This window comes from Microbacterium sp., from assembly GCF_041641055.1.
Taxonomy (GTDB): domain Bacteria; phylum Actinomycetota; class Actinomycetes; order Actinomycetales; family Microbacteriaceae; genus Microbacterium.
This window is the reverse complement of sequence record NZ_JBEPZB010000008.1, coordinates 122,779-139,055: the sequence shown is the minus strand read 5'-3', so window position 1 is coordinate 139,055 and position 16,277 is coordinate 122,779. Positions and strand designations below refer to the sequence as shown.

The window sequence follows — 16,277 nt, the reverse complement described above, 5'->3', positions numbered from 1 at the left end:
CATCCAGCCGAAGCTGAATCGAGGTTATTTGGCATTTGACAAGTGCACGCTGTTGAGTTCTCAAGGATCGGACGCTCCCCCGACCCAGTCATCACAACCAGGCCCGAAGGGCAACTTCTCAATCTTAGCCACCCTGTCCCGCTTGTCAAATCAGCGCGCCGCGCGGATCTTGGATCCGGTGCGCAGCCTGTGACAGCCGCAGATGGGGTGGATCTCCCATCCTAGACGCACGCGCCTGTTCTCACAAGTGAGAGGAGTGGGAGGTGGTTCTCCGCTTGAGGGGGGTGAAGCTCTCGGCCTCTCCGCTTCCCTGTGGGGCGAACAAGTAATAAGTTACGTGGATTCCGGGGTTCTGGCAAATCGGGGCGGCACCCCCGGGCGTGTCGCGGGCGGCCCGCGATCAGGAATGCCCAGTCCAGCGGCACTAAAGCATCGGGATCGGCCCCACGGGTACGATCGCAGCGTGCGCCAGCCTCCGATCTGCTCCCCCGCCGCCGCCCTCCTCGACCGCGTGCGGACGGAGATCGGCGTCGACTGGGGCGACGACGATATCGCCGCGTCGCCACCTCATCCCGTGCCGCTGCCCGCCCGGCTGTCCGTCTCGGATCTGGCATGGGCGAGCGTGCGCGCCGCGGGGCTCGCCGCCGGCATCGCCACTCCCCCTGACCCGGACCGCATCGCGATGGCGTATCGCAGCGACCGTGTCCTCACCGTCGACGGCGCTTCTCCCGATGTCTGGTCGCCCTTCTCCGGATTCTGGCGCTCGCGTGACGGCTGGGTGCGCACCCATGGCAACTACCCGCACCATGCGGCGCGGTTGTTGGCCGGACTCGATCTGAGCACAGAATCGGATGCCGCCGACGTGGCAGCCGTCATCGCTGGTTCGACGACTTCCGAGACGGTGGCGGCGATCACTGCGACCGGCGGGCTCGCGGTCCCCGTGCGCCCCGAGTCGCCGCCGACGGATGCGAGGCTGCGCGCCGCCCCGCTCCTCGAGGTCATCCGCGCCGGCGGAGGGGACGCCGCGCCCCCAGCGGCGAGGGGTCAGGACCACGGGAGTCGGCCGCTCGACGGCATCCGCGTCCTGGATCTCACCCGTGTCATCGCAGGGCCGGTCTGCACCCGGACCCTCGCGCTCCTGGGCGCGGATGTGCTGCGAGTCGATCCGCCCCATCTGGCCGAACCCGACTGGCAGCATCTGGACACGGGGCACGGCAAGCGGTCCATCCTGCTCGATGCACGCATCGGCCGGTTCCAGGAACTGCTCGACCGTGCCGAGGTCGTCGTCCTCGGCTACCGCCCCTCGTCACTGGCGACGCTCGGCCTCTCCCCCGAAGCCCTCGCCGCCCGGCATCCCGGGCTCGTGATCGCACAGTTGAGCGCCTGGGGTGCCGACGAACCGGGGCGGACCGGATTCGACAGTCTCGTGCAGGCGGAGTCCGGAATCGCGCTGATCGAGTCACCCGACGGGGATCGTCCTGGCACGCTTCCCGCGCAGGCGCTCGACCACAGCGCGGGCTACCTGCTCGCCGCCGCGATCACGGGGGTGCTCCGGCGTCGTCGACGGGAAGGCGGCACCTGGATCATCCGCACCTCGCTCCGGCGGATCGCCGCTGAACTGCTCGGGATCCCGCGCGCGAGCGAGCCCGAGCCGGAGCAGACGATGGATCTGCCGGCGCACACCGCGTCCTTCGATGTCGACGGGACGACGCTCATCACCGCCGCTCCCGCGCTGCCGGGACTCGCGTTCGCGGCTCCGCACCGATGGGGCTCTGATCAGCCCGAGTGGTGACGCCGCCGGAAGGCGGGCAGCGCGAGGCAGAGCGCCAACGTGAGCGCACCCCACAGCGCACAGGCCGGCGGGAGCATCCGATAGGCCAGGTGCTGGTACGTGAATTCGGCGGTGAACGGGCCGTATGCCAGGTAGCCGACGATGCAGGCAGTCACCAGCACCGCAGGCAGCGACAGCCACCAGGCGATGCGCACCGCCGCGGGGACGAACCTGTCGTCGCCGTCTCGGGGTTCCTGCCGGTTCCAGCGGAGCATGGCCCAGATGCCGATGCCGAGGAGCCCGATCACACTCGATCCGTGCTGCAGCCACTTGTAGCCGCTCAGCGGTCCCCACATCTGCTCGAGCGCCGGGAAGATCTCGACGCCCCAGCGACCCTCATGCGTGAAGAGGTCCCACACGATATGCGTCAGCACACCCAGGATCAGCGATACGGCGAGCAGGACGGGGTAGGCGGGACGCCCGAGACCGACGCCGACCGCTTCCCCGGCTGCCACGACGCCTGAGCGCTTCCACTCGTCGGGCAGCCGCCGCGCGATCCAGAGTGGCGTGAGCTCTCCGACCGCCGGACGCAGCACGACGCGCCAGACGAGGAAGAGCACGAATGCGACCAGCGCCGTCCACACGACGTTTCCGAACGTGTGCGTGAACGAGTACTGGAGTCCGAGACCCCGCACGAACAGCGGAAGGTCGGGGGTCATCGCTCCGATCGCGATGGCCGACGGCACCAGCGGCGTGCGGATGAACGGCAGGGCGACCAGAGCGTGACTCGGGGTGAACGGCATCGGTGTCTCCTGTCGGACCAGGCGGTCGAGAGGCGTGGCGGCGGCTGTCCGAGGTGATCTCGGTCAGCCGCCGCTTCGCGATCGGATGTCGCTCGTCGCTCAGGCGATGAAGACCCCGGCGAGGGTCTTCTTGCCGCGTCGAAGGACCGAGACTCCGCCGGGCAGCGTGCCCGCGACGGTGGCGCTCTCATCCTCGACACGTTCTCCGTCGAGCGACACCCCGCCCTGGCTGATCGCACGGCGTGCTTCGGACAGACTCGACACCAGGCCGGTCGTCACGAGCGCCTCGACCACCGGCGCTCCCACCGCGACAGTCGTGTGCGGCAGCTCCTCGATGGCCGTACGCAGCGTCGCCGCATCGAGCGCGGTCAGGTCGCCCTGGCCGAACAGAGCCTCGGATGCCGCGATCACCGCGGCCGCGGCATCGATGCCGTGCACCGTGGCGACGACCTCCAGCGCGAGACGCTTCTGTGCGGCACGACGGAACGGCTCGCTCTCGACCAGTGCCTCGTACTCCTCGATCTCGGCCCTGGTGAGGAAGGTGAAGACCTTCAACCGGTCGATGACGTCGGCATCCGTCGTGCTCAGCCAGAACTGGTACATCCGGTACGGGCTGCACATGTCGGCGTCGAGCCAGATCGCGTTGCCCTCGCTCTTGCCGAACTTGGTGCCGTCGCTGTTCGTGATCAGCGGCGTGCCGATCGCGTGCGCGGAGACCCCCTCAGCACGACGGATCAGATCCGTACCGCTGGTCAGGTTTCCCCACTGGTCCGACCCACCGGTCTGCAGCACACAGTCGTACTGCCGGTACAGCTCGAGGAAGTCCATCCCCTGCAAGATCTGGTAGCTGAACTCGGTGTAGCTGATGCCCTCGTCCGAGTTCAACCGCGCAGCGACCGCATCCTTCTTCAGCATCGTGCCGACCCGGTAATGCTTGCCGATCTCGCGCAAGAAGTCGATCGCCGACAGCGGCGCCGTCCAATCGAGGTTGTTGACGATGCGCGCGGCATTGTCGCCCTCGAAACTCAGGTACCGCTCGACCTGCGTCCGCAGGCGCCCCACCCACTCCTCGACCGTCTCCCGCGTGTTCAGCGTGCGCTCCGCCGTGGGACGAGGGTCACCGATCAGACCCGTCGACCCTCCGACGAGTCCGAGCGGCTTGTGACCGGCGAGCTGGATGCGACGCAGCGTCAGCAGTTGCACCAGGTTTCCGAGGTGCAGGCTGGGAGCCGTCGGGTCGAAGCCGCAGTAATACGTGATCGGGTCCCCGGCGAGAAGGGCGCGCAGCGCCTCCTGGTCAGTGGACACATGGACGAGGCCGCGCCACAGCAGTTCGTCCCACACGTTCTCGAACGTGGGGTCGATCGCCGGCGGGGCGGTCGTCAGAGCGGAATTCGACACGCGCTCCAGGCTATCAGCGGTCGGCATCGGCGATTCGCCGACCGTGCGCTCGGCCTGTCACCGTTCGCGCGGCAGGTCAGCTGTGCGCTGCCCACCACACGAGGAACGCGGCGCCCAGACCGATCACCCAGCTGACGAGGCTGCCGACGAGGAAGTACTCGGCGCGCGCCCCCGTCTCTCCGTCGCGCGAGATCTCCGGGAACCTCACGATCCCCTTGGCCGCCAGCATCGCCGCGAGGATCGGGTAAGCGGCGGCGAGTGTCAGGATCATCACGAGGATGCGCTCGAGCGGACCGATCAGGCGACCGCCCTGGAATCCGGCACGGGGGTCGCGAGGCGTCGCTACCCCCGGCGCTGTCTCGACAGCGGAGGTCTCGACAGCAGAGGTCTCGACAGCAGAGGTCTCGACAGCAGAGTTCTCGACATCAGGCGCGGCGGAGGCCCGCTCGGCGGGTCGCCAGGTGTGCTCGCCGTCGAGCGCCGCGCGCACCACGAGGTTCGAGGACTCGAGGAGGAAGACCCCCGTGCCCAGGGTCAGCAGCGCGAGGTCGAACGGCACATCCCCGAACGGAGAGCGCAGGTTCCATACGCCGCCGATCAGCCCCGCGTCGTCGCGCGCGCCGAGCCAGACGACGGCTCCGATCGTCAGTACCCCGAGGAGGACAGCGGGCCAGAAGCCCAACGGCGCGGTCTTCTCGGACGGCATGCACCACACCCAGAGTGCTCCGACGACGAGCCCGAGCAGCATCGGCAGCAGCGCGTCGCTGACGCTGCCCAACAACAGCAGAATGATCGCGACCGTGAGATAGCCGACCCAGCGGCGCGGGGCGAACTGGCGCACGAGGTCGGCAGCGCCGACCGCGAGGAGGAGGAAGCCGGCGACGATCACGTGTTCGATCCTCTCAGCGCGGCGAGTCCTTCGAGAAGGGCGGAGCTGCCGGCATTGCGCAGCGATTTCGAGACGCTCGGCTGCGAGATGCCCTCTTCGGCGGCGAGTTCGTGCTGCGATCGACCGACCAGCCGTCCGTACGTGAGGCGCCGCTCGCGCTCGTTCATCGCCCCGACCAGCTCGTCACGGACGAGGAGGTAGGCGTTCGATGCCGCGATCGTGCTCTCCATGACCTCATCCTGCCCGGGGGCTCCGACAATCCAGGTCCGCGTGCGCGGTACGGCGCGACCTTCCCTGGCGTGGACGGTCTCGATGGCCGCCCGCGCGGCATACCAGCCGGGGCCGTCCGCCAGTTCGCCGTGCACGGAGTCGACCGCGCTGACGGCCCCGACTCCGATGCCGAACCGGAACGCGATGCCGTCCGGCAGCCGGAGCTGGATCATGAGGAGCGAGACCATCGCGTCTTCGAGGGTGCGGTAGAGGCCCTGCTGCTCGTCGCCGACGGTGGGGGTGAGGGTCTGCTGCGCGAGAGGGAGCTCGCCCTCGACCTGGGCGATGGTGTCATCGAGGATGCGCTGCGCCGCGGTGCGATCGTCGAGCTTGCGGGAGCCCACGATGTCGGCGAGAACGGCGATGACCATGTGATAACCGTATCACGAATAACTTGGCTTTATGCCCTATTTGGTTATAGTCTCGAGATATGCCTGAATCAGACATCATCTCCTGGACCGACGGAGCCTGGACCCACGAGCCCGCAGCGGTCGCCCCATCCGCCGGACATCTCGACGTCACCGCTGTCGAGAGCAGCGACGCCTGGCGTCACACCGCCTACGGTTTCGTGCACGACACCGAGCACGCCCTGCTCGCTCCCCTGGCGGTCGGCGAGGCGATGGACGTCTCCTTCCGCGCCCCCTGGGACGGCCAGTTCGACCAGGCAGGGATCTTCGTGCAGACAGACGAGGAGCACTGGATCAAGGCGGGAGTGGAGTACGCCGACGGTCATCTCGGGCTCGGCGCGGTGGTCACCGACATCCGCTCGGACTGGTCGGTGGGATACGTCGACGAGTGGCACGGCAGCGAGATCACGGTCCGAGTGAGCCGCTGGCAGGACGCCGTCATCGTGCGCGCCCGCGCCGACGACGGCGAGTGGCGACTCGTCCGCGTCGCGCCGTTCGCCGGAGATGCCGCAGCATCCGCCGGGCCGTTCCTCGCCGCACCCACCCGCGCGGGACTCGTCGTGCGATTCACCCGCTGGACGAGGTCGGCCGCCGACGCCGAACTGCACTGACGCGGCTAGAGGCCGAGCGCGTGCGCCGCGGCCTGCGCGCGAGCCACCAGCTCGGCGCGCTGCTCCGCGACGCGCACGGGAGCAGTGCCGCCCGCTCCGGTGCGTGAGGCCACCGATCCCTCGATCGTGAGCACCTCCCGCACCTCGGGCACGAGATGCGGGGACACCGAGAGCAGCAGGTCATCGGATGCGTCCTCGAGGCCGATCCCCTGCTCCTCGCAGGCACGGACGAGGGCTCCGGAGATCTCGTGCGCATCGCGGAACGGCACCCGGCGCTTGACGAGCCACTCGGCCACGTCGGTCGCCAGCGAGAACCCCTGCGGCGCGAGCGCCGCCATCCGCTCGGTGTCGAAGCGCAGAGTCGCGATCATCCCGGCGAACGCCGGAAGCACGACCTCGAGGGTCTGCACCGAATCGAACACCGGCTCCTTGTCCTCCTGCAGGTCGCGGTTGTACGCGAGCGGGAGTCCCTTGAGCGTGGCCATGAGCCCGGAGAGATTGCCGATCAGACGCCCGGACTTGCCACGAGCGAGCTCGGCGATATCGGGGTTCTTCTTCTGCGGCATGATGCTCGAGCCCGTCGAGTACCCGTCGTGCAGTGTGACGAATCCGAACTCGCGGGTGTTCCAGAGGATGATCTCCTCGCTGAGACGGGAGAGGTCGACACCGGTCATCGCCGCGATGAACGCGAACTCCGCGACGACGTCGCGGGCGGCGGTGCCGTCGAGCGAGTTCTCCGCCGGACGATCGAGGCCGAGCTCGGAGGCGACCAGAGCCGGGTCGAGCCCCAGGGTCGACCCGGCCAGCGCTCCCCCGCCGTACGGGGAGACGCCGGCACGACGCCGCCAGTCGACGAGCCGCTCGAGCTCGCGCACCAGCGGCCAGCCGTGCGCCTGCAGGTGGTGGGCGAGCAGCACCGGCTGCGCATGCTGCAGGTGCGTGCGACCGGGAAGGATGGCGTCGGGATGCGCCTCGGCCTGAGCCACGAGCGCATCGATGACGCGCAGGAGGTCGCGCGCGATGACGCGGGCATGGTCGATCAGGTACATCCGCACGAGCGTGGCGATCTGGTCGTTCCGACTCCGGCCGGCGCGGAGGCGCCCGCCGAGCTCAGGGCCGAGCTCGGCGATCAGCGCCTGCTCGAGCGCGCCGTGGACGTCCTCGTCCGAGGGCACCGGCTGCAGAGCGCCGTCGGCGATGCGGCCGGCCACGGCATCCAGCCCCTCGTGCATCCTGGCCGCCTCGTCGGGCTCGAGATAGCCGGCAGCCTCGAGCGCCTTCGCGTGAGCGTGCGATCCCGCGATGTCGTAGGGCGCCAGCACCCAGTCGAAGTGGGTCGATCGGCTCAGCTCGACCAGCTCCGGCGAGGGGCCGGTGGCGAACCGGGCGCCCCACAGCGCGCCCTCGTTGGTGCCGTCGTTCTTCGCGTCGACCATCAGGCGTCCTTCTTGTCGAGCAGCCAGACCAGCAGGGCCTTCTGGGCGTGCAGGCGGTTCTCGGCCTCGTCCCAGACGACGCTCTGCGGGCCGTCGATCACCTCGGAGTCGACCTCGTATCCGCGGTCGGCGGGGAGGCAGTGGATGAAGATCGCCTCAGGATCGGCGATCGACATGGTCTCGGGGGTCACCTTGTATCCGCCGAGATCGCGGATGCGGGCGAGCTTCTCCTCCTCCTTGCCCATCGACACCCAGGTGTCGGTGACGACGACGTCGGCTCCGGCCGCGGCCTCGACCGCATCGGTGTAGAGGGTGATCGATCCCCCGGTCTCCGCGGCGCGGCGATCCGCCGCCTCGACCACGTCGGCGCGGGGCGAGTAGTCGGCGGGAGAGGCGATGCGCACATGCATCCCGGCGGTGACACCGGCCAGCGCGTACGAGTGCGCCATGTTGCTCTGCCCGTCGCCGAAGAAGGTCAGGGTCAGGCCCTTGAGGTCGCCCTTGTGCTCGCGGATCGTGAGCAGGTCGGCGAGCAGCTGGCAGGGGTGGAAGTCGTCCGAGAGCGCGTTGACCACCGGAACCGTGGTGCCCTCGGCCATCTCCTCGAGCCCCGCCTGGGCGTAGGTGCGCCAGACGATGGCGGCGACCTGACGCTCCAGCACGCGCGCCGTGTCGGACGGCGTCTCCTTGCCGCCGAGCTGGCTGTTCGCGGTGGAGATGACCAGGGGCGAGCCGCCCAGGTCTGCGATGCCGACCGCGAACGAGACCCGGGTGCGGGTCGAGGACTTGTCGAAGATGACCGCCACGGTCTGCGGTCCCGCAAGAGCCTTGTTCGCCCAGCGGTCCTTCTTCAGTTCGAGGGCGAGGTCGAGGATCTCGGCCTGCTCGGAGGAGGTCAGATCGTCGTCGCGCAGCAGATGGCGGGTCATGCGAGGGCCTTTCCGGATTCGGTGAGGGATGCCTGCACGTCGGCGAGCGAGGCGGCGAAGAGCTCGCGGAACTCGGCGAGCTCGGCGTCTCCGATGGTGAGTGCGGGCGCGATGCGCACGGTCTCGGGATTGGCGGCGTTCACGATGAGCCCGCGCTCCTGAGCCGCAGCGACCACCTCGTTCGCGACCGGCGCACTCAGCGCGACGCCGATCAGCAGGCCTCGACCGCGCACGCCGGTGACGAGAGGCGACTCCAGACCGCTGATGATCTCGCGGAGCTCCGCGCCTCGACGTGCGGCGTTCTCGACGAGTCCCGCACGCTCGATCTCGGCGAGCACGGCGTCGGCCACGGCCGTCGCGAGCGGATTCCCTCCGAAGGTCGAGCCGTGCGACCCGGGTGTGAACAGGGCACTGGCCGCGCCGTAGGTCACGAGGGCGCCGATCGGGAAACCGCCGCCGATGCCCTTCGCGAGCGTGATCGCATCGGGGGTGATGCCCTCGTGGCTGAAGCCGAACCAGGCGCCGGTGCGTCCGGCACCGGTCTGGATCTCGTCGACGATGAGCAGCGCCCCGTGCTTCAGGGTCAGCGAGCGCGCCGCCTGCAGGTATCCGTCCGGAAGCTCGACGACACCGGCCTCGCCCTGGATCGGCTCGACGATGACGGCCGCGACGGTGTCGTCGATCGCCTCCTCGAGCGCGGCGATGGTGGCGGGGATGTGCTCGACCCCGCCCGGCATCGGCTCGAACGGCGCGCGCATCGAGGCCTTCGCCGTGAGTGCGAGCGAGCCCATCGTGCGACCGTGGAAGCCGTTCTCCAGCGCGAGGATGCGGGGCTTCTCGGTCGCGCCGTGCAGGCGCGCGAGCTTGAAGGCGGCCTCGTTCGCCTCGGCTCCGGAGTTCGAGAAGAACACGCGGCCGTCGATGCCGGCGCCCGCGAGGCGCTTCAGTCTCGCGGCGAGCGCGAGCTGCGACGGGGTCGCGAAGTAGTTCGAGACATGGGCGAGGGTCGCAGCCTGCCTGGACACGGCCTCCACGAAGACCGGATGCGCGTGACCGAGCGAGGTCACCGCGATACCGGCCAGGAAGTCGAGGTGGCGCTTGCCCTCGGAGTCCCAGAGGTAGGACCCCTCCCCGCGGGTCAGCATCGCCAGTCGCGGGCCCGCGTTCAGGACCAGGTGGTTCGCGGCGTCATCCTGCCAGTTGCTCATGCGTTCGTCCCTGCTGTTCCCAAGACCACTTCTGTTCCGATTCCCTTGCTCGTGAAGAGCTCGACGAGCACCGAGTGCGGCACGCGTCCGTCGATGATGGCTGCCGCGTCGACGCCGCCCTCGATCGCATCCAGGCATGCCTTCATCTTCGGGATCATGCCGGACTCGAGAGTCGGCAGCATCTCGATGAGAGCATCCGAGGTGAGGTGCGAGACGAGCGAGTCGCGGTTCGGCCAGTCGGCGTAGAGCCCCGGCACATCCGTGAGGATCACCAGCTTGCGGGCGTTGAGCGACACCGCGAGGGCGGCGGCTGCGGCATCCGCGTTCACGTTGAGCGACTGACCGGGGTGATCGAGGTCGGGCGCGATGCTCGACACGACCGGGACGCGTCCGGCGGCGAGGTGGTCGAGCACGGGGGTCGGATCCACCTCCACGACGTCGCCGACGCGGCCCAGATCGATCTCCTCGCCGTCGATCACGACGCCTCGGCGGCGTCCGCCGAACAGCCCGGCGTCCTCACCGCTGAGCCCGGTCGCGATGGGGCCGTGGGAGTTGATCTTCGACACGAGCTGGGGGTTCACCTGACCGGTGAGGACCATGCGGACGACGCTGATCGCCTCGGTGTTCGTGACCCGGTAGCCGCCCTTGAACTCGCTCGGGATCTCGAGACGCTGCAGCATGTCGGAGATCTGGGGGCCGCCGCCGTGCACGACGACGGGCAGCACGCCCACGTAGCGGAGGTAGGCGATGTCCTGGGCGAATGCCTCCTGCAGCTCGTCCGAGACCATGGCGTTGCCGCCGTACTTGACCACGACGATCTGGTCACGGAACTTCTTCAGCCACGGGAGCGACTCGATGAGCGTCGCGGCCTTGACGGCGGCGACGTCGGGCGTGGTGTCCTGGATGTCGGTCATGAGGCGTAGGCGCTGTTCTCGTGCACGTAGTCGTGGGTCAGGTCGTTGGTGAGGATCGTCGCGGTCGCGTCGCCGACCTTGAGGTCGATCACGAGATGGGTCGCGCGAGGGGTGAGGTCGACCTCCTCGCGGGGGCGATCGGGGCCGCCCTCGCTGCACACGCGCACGCCGTTCATCCAGACGTCGACGTCGTAGGGGTCGAACTGCGCGCTCGTGGTGCCGATCGCCGCGAGCACCCGGCCCCAGTTGGGGTCGTTGCCGAAGATGGCGGCCTTGAACAGGTTGTTGCGAGCGACCGAGCGGCCCACCTCCACGGCTTCCGCTTCGGTCGCCGCGTGCTGCACCTCGATGGTGATGTCGTGGCTTGCCCCTTCGGCGTCGCCCTGGAGCTTCACCGCGAGCTCCTGGCTCAGCTCGGCGAGTGCCGCCGTGAACTCCTCGACGCCGGGGGCGATGCCGGATGCGCCGTTCGCCAGCAGGGTGACCTGGTCGTTCGTCGACATGCAGCCGTCCGAGTCGAGGCGGTCGAAGGTCGTCCCGGTCGCAGCACGGAGCGCGGCATCCGCTTCGAGGGGCTCGAGGACCGCATCCGTCGTGATGACGACCAGCATCGTCGCGAGACCCGGTGCGAGCATGCCGGCACCCTTGGCCATGCCGCCGATGGTCCAGCCGTCACGGCTGACGACGGCGGTCTTCGACACACTGTCGGTGGTCATGATGGCTTCGGCGGCGAGCTGGCCGCCGTCGGCCGACAGAGCCGCGATCGCCTGCTCGGTGCCCGAGAGGACCTTGCCCCGGAACACCTCGTCACCGACTCCGATCAGCCCGGTCGAGCAGATGAGGATGTCTCCGGCACTCACTCCGAGCAGCTCAGCCGCCTTCTCAGCGGTCTGGTGCGTGGTCTGGAAGCCGAAGCTGCCGGTGAAGCAGTTCGCACCGCCGGAGTTCAGCACGACGGCCTCGACGATGCGGTCGGCGACGGCCTGCTGCGACCAGATGATCGGGTTGGCCTTCGCGCGGTTGCTGGTGAACACCGCGGCGCCGACCTTGCGGGGGCCGCGGTTCACGACCACGGCGACATCCGGCTTGCCGGTCGTCTTGAGTCCAGCCGCGACGCCGGCGGCTTCGAATCCTGCGGGTGCGGTGACGCTCACGGCGCGACTCCGTTCACTGAGAGGGCGCGGGACTCTGGCAGCCCCAGCGCGAGGTTCATGGACTGGATGGCAGCGCCGGCGGTGCCCTTGACGAGGTTGTCGACCGCCGTCACGACGGTGACGCGGTTCGCTGACCGGTCGATGGCGAGACCGATGAGCGCCGTGTTGGCGCCCAGCACGTCGGCCGTCCGGGGGAACTGCCCCTCGGGGAGCAGCTGCACGAAGGTCTCGTCGCCGTACGCATGCTCCCATGCGGCTCGGATCTCGGCGTCGCTGACGTCACCGGCGATGGGTGCCGTCGACGTGGCGAGGATGCCGCGTGACATCGGGACGAGGACCGGGGTGAAGGAGATGCGGATGCTGTCGCCCGCGGCGCCCGACGCGGCGGCGAGCGCCTGGCGGATCTCGGGGATGTGCCGGTGTGTGCCGCCGACCGCATACGGATTGGCGCTGCCGAGGATCTCGCTGGCGAGCAGGTTGGTCTTGAGGCTCTTGCCGGCTCCGGACGGCCCGACGGCGAGGACCGAGACGATGTCGCCCGGATCGATCACGCCCGCGGCGACACCGGGGGCGAGACTCAGGCTCACCGTCGAGGCGTTGCAGCCCGGAGCGGCGATCCGCGTCGCACCTCGGAGGGTCTCGCGCTGCTTGGCACCGCCGACGAGCAGCTCGGGGACGCCGTACGCCCACGGCTCGTGGAAGTCTCCGCCGTAGAAGGCGTCCCACGATTCCTGGGAGGTGAGGCGGTGATCTGCTCCCGCGTCGATCACGAGCGGGGTGTCGCCGAGGGAGTCGGTGTACTGCCCCGACTGCCCGTGCGGCAGGGCGAGGAAGACGATGTCGTGCCCCGCGAGCGTCTCGCGCGTCGTGTCCTGCAGAGTCAGATGTGCGAGCGAGCGCAGGTGCGGCTGATGCTGCACGAGCGGCTGCCCGGCGTTCGAGTGGGCGGTGACGGTGCGGATCTCGATGTCGGGATGCGAGGCGAGAAGGCGCAGGATCTCGCCGCCCGCGTAGCCGGATGCGCCGGAGACGGCGACGGAGTACGTCATGCTTCTACCTTAACGGTCGGACCCCTCGTCGAACGCGGGGTGCAGTGTCGGGAACCGGGGCGGCGACACCGGCACTCGACCGCCGTGCGTGAGCAGGCAGAAGCGCAGGGTCGCCTAGAGTCGGCGGCCGCTGCGGCGTCGGCGCACGGCGATGACGCTCGGAGCGAGCGTCAGAGAGGCAGTGGCGGCCGAAGGCATGCCGCGACGATAGCGCGCTCGTCGCGGCATGCGCAAATCCGGCGCGTCATGTGGCGGATGCAGTCGTTTCCGCGGCCGCGAAGAACGCCCGCTCGTGCTCGCTCGATGCGGTGAAGGCGCGCAGCATCCGCTGTCGCCCTGCGGCGTCCGTCCGGTGTGCTGCGGTCATGACGTGGCCGATCGCCTCCTCCGTGGCCGCGGCGAACGCCGGGTCGGCATACGTCTCGAGCCACGATGCATACGGATGCCGCGGGTCGCGCGCGAACGCGTCGAACTCCCCCGCGTGCAGGCGCCCGCCGAGGTCGGTGTAGAGCCAGAAGCACGGCAGCAGCGCGGCGATCAGCTCGTCGTAGTCACCGCCGAACGCCACGGATCGCAGATGATCGAGGTAGGCGACCGTGGCCGGGGCAGGCGTCGCGGCGAAGGTGGCGTGGTCTTCCCCACCTGCGGGTGCGAGCCACGACGCATGGAGTTCGAGCTCGCCGACGATCGACCCGTGCGCGGAGTGCGCCCAGAACGCCTGCTCGTGCGGGGTGGGGGCCAGTCGCGCGGCCTCCGCGAGCACCCTGGCGTAGTCCCTGAGGTAGAGAGCGTCCTGGCCGAGGTAGAAGAGGAAGGAGCCGCGCGCGAGCGTGCCGCCCGCGAGCGCCGTGATGAACGGCAGTTCGTCGATGTCCGCTCGCACGGAGGCGATGCGCTCCCACCAGTCCTCTCGGATCTCCTCAGCGGCCGGAGCCGTGTCCACACCGCCCCGTCGCCAGAGTCCGGCGAGATGGTTGACGGGCCCTCGCCCTCGTCCGACCTGGAGCGCCTCGCCCTCACGGAGAGCCTCGCGCAGCCACGCGCGGGCGGCCGCCACCCCCTCGACGGGGGTGACCCCTCGGGCCAGCTGAGTCGCGAGCGCGGAGGAGAGCGAGCATCCGGTCCCGTGCGTGTGCGCGGTCGCGATGCGGGACCCCGGGTACCCGTGGCGCAGCCCGGCGGCCGAGTCGACCAGCGCGTCGGGGACCTCATCGCCGTCGAGGTGCCCGCCCTTCACCAGCACGGCGACCCCGAAGCGCTCGGACAGGACATCGGCTGCGGCGAGCGCGGCATCCCAGTCATCGACGTCCTGCCCGGTGAGGACCGCGAGCTCCGCGAGATTCGGGGTGACGACGTCGGCGCGACCAAGCAGTCCGAACAGCGCGGATTCTGCGTCGGGTTCGAGCAGACGGTCGCCGCTCGTGGCGACCATGACGGGATCCAGCACGACGATCGGCGGCCGGACCTCGTCGAGCCAGTCGGCGACGGTGCGGATGACGTCGGCATCCGCGAGCATCCCGATCTTCACCGCATCGATGACGATGTCGTCGGAGATCGCGTCGAGCTGGGCGCGCAGGAACCCGGGTGGCGGGACGTGGACCGCGCGCACGCCCTGAGTGTTCTGCGCCGTGAGGGCGGAGATCACCGCCATGCCGTATCCGCCGTTCGCGGCGATCGACTTGAGGTCGGCCTGGATGCCTGCGCCTCCTGACGGGTCGCTGCCGGCGATGCTCAGCACCCGCGGCACGCCGACTCCCCGCCATCGACGGACGAACTCCCGTGCGGTGACTGCCGGGTCATCGGCCGCGCAGAGTGCGGAGACGACGGCGAGCCCCGCGGCCCCTGCGGCACGAAGCGCCTCGGTGTCGTCGATGCGCACGCCGCCGATGGCCACGCAGGGGATCGGGCTGGCAGCGGCGAGCGCCCCGAATCCGTCGACCCCGAGGGCCGGAGGATGATCAGGCTTGGTCGCCGTGGGGCGGATGACCCCGACCCCGAGGTAGTCGACGGTCCCCGCCGGGAGGGCGAGCACCGCCTCCACGTGCTCGGGGGTGTTCGCCGTGAGTCCGATGATCGCGTCAGGACCGAGCGCCGCCCTGGCGCGGCGCACCGACGCGTCCCCCTGTCCGAGATGGACACCATCGACGCGAGCTCCCTGCTCCCGCGCGGCGAGCGCGGCATCGAGCCGATCGTTCACCACGAGCAGCGCGCGCCCGTCGATCACCCTCGAGAGCTCGATGAGCAGGGCGGTCGTGTCGGCATCCGTGGCCGCCTTGTCTCGCAGCTGCACGATACGCACTCCCCCGTCCACGGCCTCTCGAACGGTCTCGACGACGCCGCGCGCGCCGCACAGGTCGGGATCTGTGACGAGGTACAGCGAGAGGTCGGCGATCACAGCGCGCGCTCCTCGACTCGCGCTGCGGGCGCGAGGTCGTGCGGACGGATCGTGGCGAGCGCATCGAGGAATGAGACGGCGAAGCTGCCCGGACCGGATGCCCGAGCCGCCGCGTGCTCGGCGGCGATCGTGTAGACGAGGCTCGCGGATGCCACCGCGGTGAGCGGGTCGACGCCGCCCGCCCGTGCTGCACCGAGGAACGCGGCCATCACCGCTCCCAGGGCGCACCCGCCACCGGTGACGCGGGTCAGCAGTTCATCGCCGTTCGCGAGGCGGATGACGCGGCGTCCGTCGGTGATCAGGTCGACGGGTCCGGACACCGCGACGACCGCACCGTGGCGGGCGGCGAGCGCGATCGCGGCATCGGCGGCCGCATCCGTCGTGTCGGTGGCATCCACCCCGCGTCCGCCCGCGGTCTGGCCGGCCAGCGCGAGGATCTCGGAGGCGTTGCCGCGGATCGCCGTCGGGCGGGCGGCGACGAGTTCCTGCGCGAGTGCGGTCCGGATCGGGAGCACGCCGATCGCCACCGGGTCGAGCACCCAGGGCGTGCCGGATGCCGTGGCCCCGGCGACCGCCTCCCTGCTCGCCGCGCGCTGTTCGGGGGTCGGCGTGCCGAGGTTGATCAGCATCCCGGATGCGACGCCGGCGAAGAGTCCCGCCTCGTCGACGATGTCGACCATCGCGGGCGCGGCGCCGAGAGCCAGCAGGACGTTCGCCGTGAAGCCGGTGACGACGCTGTTCGTGATGCAGTGCGTGAGCGGCGGGGCGCCACGCAGCGCGGAGAGGAGCTCTGCGGCTGAGGCCGCGAGGGTCGGATCGGATTCTGGACGCAGACGATCGCTCATGGGCGACATCCCTTCGCTAGTACGAACTAGATCAGGTTCGACGGGTCTGTTCTCAGCCGCGGATGCGGCACCCCGTGTCACTGCTCGCAGTCTAGCGATGCGCCCTCGCTCGGCCCGCGCTCCCGCGTCGTCCCGCACTCTGCGGGCAGCGGTGGTCACCTTCGCATCCCCCGGCCCCGTCTCGGATGCGTTATC

At 69.9% G+C, this 16,277-nt stretch carries 15 protein-coding genes and 1 riboswitch; of the genes, 3 read left to right on the top strand and 12 right to left on the bottom strand.

Going from position 1 to position 16,277, the window contains the following annotated elements; genetic code table 11:
- Together ACESK8_RS07615 and ACESK8_RS07610 are read left to right on the top strand one after the other, a co-directional pair.
- Positions 1-193: hypothetical protein (locus tag ACESK8_RS07615; protein ID WP_372968020.1), on the top strand; the 193-nt coding region annotated here is incomplete at its 5' end.
- A 270-nt stretch (positions 194-463) separates the two neighbouring features.
- Positions 464-1,792 carry a CoA transferase gene (locus ACESK8_RS07610; RefSeq protein WP_372968019.1) on the top strand — a complete coding sequence of 443 codons (1,329 nt, stop codon included), beginning with the start codon at positions 464-466 and terminating at the stop codon, positions 1,790-1,792.
- Here the strand turns inward: ACESK8_RS07610 and ACESK8_RS07605 are convergent.
- The 4 genes from ACESK8_RS07605 to ACESK8_RS07590 form a co-directional block, all read right to left on the bottom strand.
- The gene (locus ACESK8_RS07605) at positions 1,777-2,574 is read right to left on the bottom strand and encodes a DUF4184 family protein (RefSeq protein ID WP_372968018.1); all 798 of its coding nucleotides are present in this window, start codon (positions 2,572-2,574) and stop codon (positions 1,777-1,779) included. The two genes, ACESK8_RS07610 and ACESK8_RS07605, sit on opposite strands and share 16 nt — an antisense overlap.
- 99 nt (positions 2,575-2,673) lie before the next feature.
- On the bottom strand, positions 2,674-4,002 hold the full coding sequence (gene tyrS, locus ACESK8_RS07600; protein ID WP_372968017.1) for a tyrosine--tRNA ligase: 1,329 nt from the start codon (positions 4,000-4,002) through the stop codon (positions 2,674-2,676).
- A gap of 49 nt (positions 4,003-4,051) precedes the next feature.
- Positions 4,052-4,864 carry a hypothetical protein gene (locus ACESK8_RS07595; protein ID WP_372968016.1) on the bottom strand — a complete coding sequence of 271 codons (813 nt, stop codon included), beginning with the start codon at positions 4,862-4,864 and terminating at the stop codon, positions 4,052-4,054.
- A complete protein-coding gene (locus ACESK8_RS07590) occupies positions 4,861-5,505 on the bottom strand; it encodes a SatD family protein (protein ID WP_372968015.1) in 645 nt (214 codons plus the stop codon). The genes ACESK8_RS07595 and ACESK8_RS07590 overlap by 4 nt, the downstream gene beginning before the upstream one ends.
- Before the next feature lie 59 nt (positions 5,506-5,564).
- Between ACESK8_RS07590 and ACESK8_RS07585 the strand changes: the two genes are divergently transcribed.
- Positions 5,565-6,152 (top strand): DUF1349 domain-containing protein, encoded by a 588-nt coding sequence (locus ACESK8_RS07585; protein WP_372968014.1) that lies wholly within the window; start codon positions 5,565-5,567, stop codon positions 6,150-6,152.
- A 5-nt stretch (positions 6,153-6,157) separates the two neighbouring features.
- Here the strand turns inward: ACESK8_RS07585 and argH are convergent, their stop codons facing one another.
- The 8 genes from argH to thiM form a co-directional block, all read right to left on the bottom strand.
- Positions 6,158-7,588: an argininosuccinate lyase gene (gene argH, locus ACESK8_RS07580; RefSeq protein WP_372968013.1), complete on the bottom strand. Its 1,431-nt coding sequence runs from the start codon at positions 7,586-7,588 to the stop codon at positions 6,158-6,160.
- Positions 7,588-8,517 (bottom strand): ornithine carbamoyltransferase, encoded by a 930-nt coding sequence (gene argF, locus ACESK8_RS07575; protein ID WP_372968012.1) that lies wholly within the window; start codon positions 8,515-8,517, stop codon positions 7,588-7,590. The genes argH and argF overlap by 1 nt, the downstream gene beginning before the upstream one ends.
- Positions 8,514-9,725 (bottom strand): acetylornithine transaminase, encoded by a 1,212-nt coding sequence (locus tag ACESK8_RS07570; protein WP_372968011.1) that lies wholly within the window; start codon positions 9,723-9,725, stop codon positions 8,514-8,516. Before ACESK8_RS07570 ends, argF begins: the two co-directional genes overlap by 4 nt.
- Positions 9,722-10,639: an acetylglutamate kinase gene (gene argB / locus ACESK8_RS07565; protein ID WP_060927861.1), complete on the bottom strand. Its 918-nt coding sequence runs from the start codon at positions 10,637-10,639 to the stop codon at positions 9,722-9,724. The genes ACESK8_RS07570 and argB overlap by 4 nt, the downstream gene beginning before the upstream one ends.
- Complete coding sequence (gene argJ / locus ACESK8_RS07560; RefSeq protein WP_372968010.1) at positions 10,636-11,793, bottom strand: bifunctional glutamate N-acetyltransferase/amino-acid acetyltransferase ArgJ; 1,158 nt, start codon at positions 11,791-11,793, stop codon at positions 10,636-10,638. Before argJ ends, argB begins: the two co-directional genes overlap by 4 nt.
- Positions 11,790-12,842, bottom strand: coding sequence for an N-acetyl-gamma-glutamyl-phosphate reductase (gene argC / locus ACESK8_RS07555; protein WP_372968009.1), 1,053 nt, complete (start codon positions 12,840-12,842; stop codon positions 11,790-11,792). The genes argJ and argC overlap by 4 nt, the downstream gene beginning before the upstream one ends.
- Before the next feature lie 244 nt (positions 12,843-13,086).
- Positions 13,087-15,237, bottom strand: a complete 2,151-nt coding sequence (locus tag ACESK8_RS07550; protein ID WP_372968008.1) for a bifunctional hydroxymethylpyrimidine kinase/phosphomethylpyrimidine kinase — start codon at positions 15,235-15,237, stop codon at positions 13,087-13,089.
- Entirely contained in the window at positions 15,234-16,082 is an 849-nt protein-coding gene (thiM, locus tag ACESK8_RS07545) for a hydroxyethylthiazole kinase (RefSeq protein ID WP_372968007.1), read from the bottom strand. Before thiM ends, ACESK8_RS07550 begins: the two co-directional genes overlap by 4 nt.
- Positions 16,074-16,167, bottom strand: a riboswitch (TPP riboswitch). Its footprint overlaps the gene before it by 9 nt.
- Positions 16,168-16,277: the final 110 nt, after the last annotated feature.

Excerpts from the sequence above, each read along its gene's own strand:
- ACESK8_RS07605 (WP_372968018.1), bottom strand. The coding sequence starts at position 2,574 with ATGCCGTTCACCCCGAGTCACGCTCTGGTCGCCCTGCCGTTCATCCGC.
- tyrS (WP_372968017.1), bottom strand. The coding sequence starts at position 4,002 with ATGCCGACCGCTGATAGCCTGGAGCGCGTGTCGAATTCCGCTCTGACG.
- ACESK8_RS07590 (WP_372968015.1), bottom strand. The coding sequence starts at position 5,505 with ATGGTCATCGCCGTTCTCGCCGACATCGTGGGCTCCCGCAAGCTCGAC.
- ACESK8_RS07585 (WP_372968014.1), top strand. The coding sequence starts at position 5,565 with ATGCCTGAATCAGACATCATCTCCTGGACCGACGGAGCCTGGACCCAC.
- argH (WP_372968013.1), bottom strand. The coding sequence starts at position 7,588 with ATGGTCGACGCGAAGAACGACGGCACCAACGAGGGCGCGCTGTGGGGC.
- argF (WP_372968012.1), bottom strand. The coding sequence starts at position 8,517 with ATGACCCGCCATCTGCTGCGCGACGACGATCTGACCTCCTCCGAGCAG.
- ACESK8_RS07570 (WP_372968011.1), bottom strand. The coding sequence starts at position 9,725 with ATGAGCAACTGGCAGGATGACGCCGCGAACCACCTGGTCCTGAACGCG.
- argB (WP_060927861.1), bottom strand. The coding sequence starts at position 10,639 with ATGACCGACATCCAGGACACCACGCCCGACGTCGCCGCCGTCAAGGCC.
- argC (WP_372968009.1), bottom strand. The coding sequence starts at position 12,842 with ATGACGTACTCCGTCGCCGTCTCCGGCGCATCCGGCTACGCGGGCGGC.
- thiM (WP_372968007.1), bottom strand. The coding sequence starts at position 16,082 with ATGAGCGATCGTCTGCGTCCAGAATCCGATCCGACCCTCGCGGCCTCA.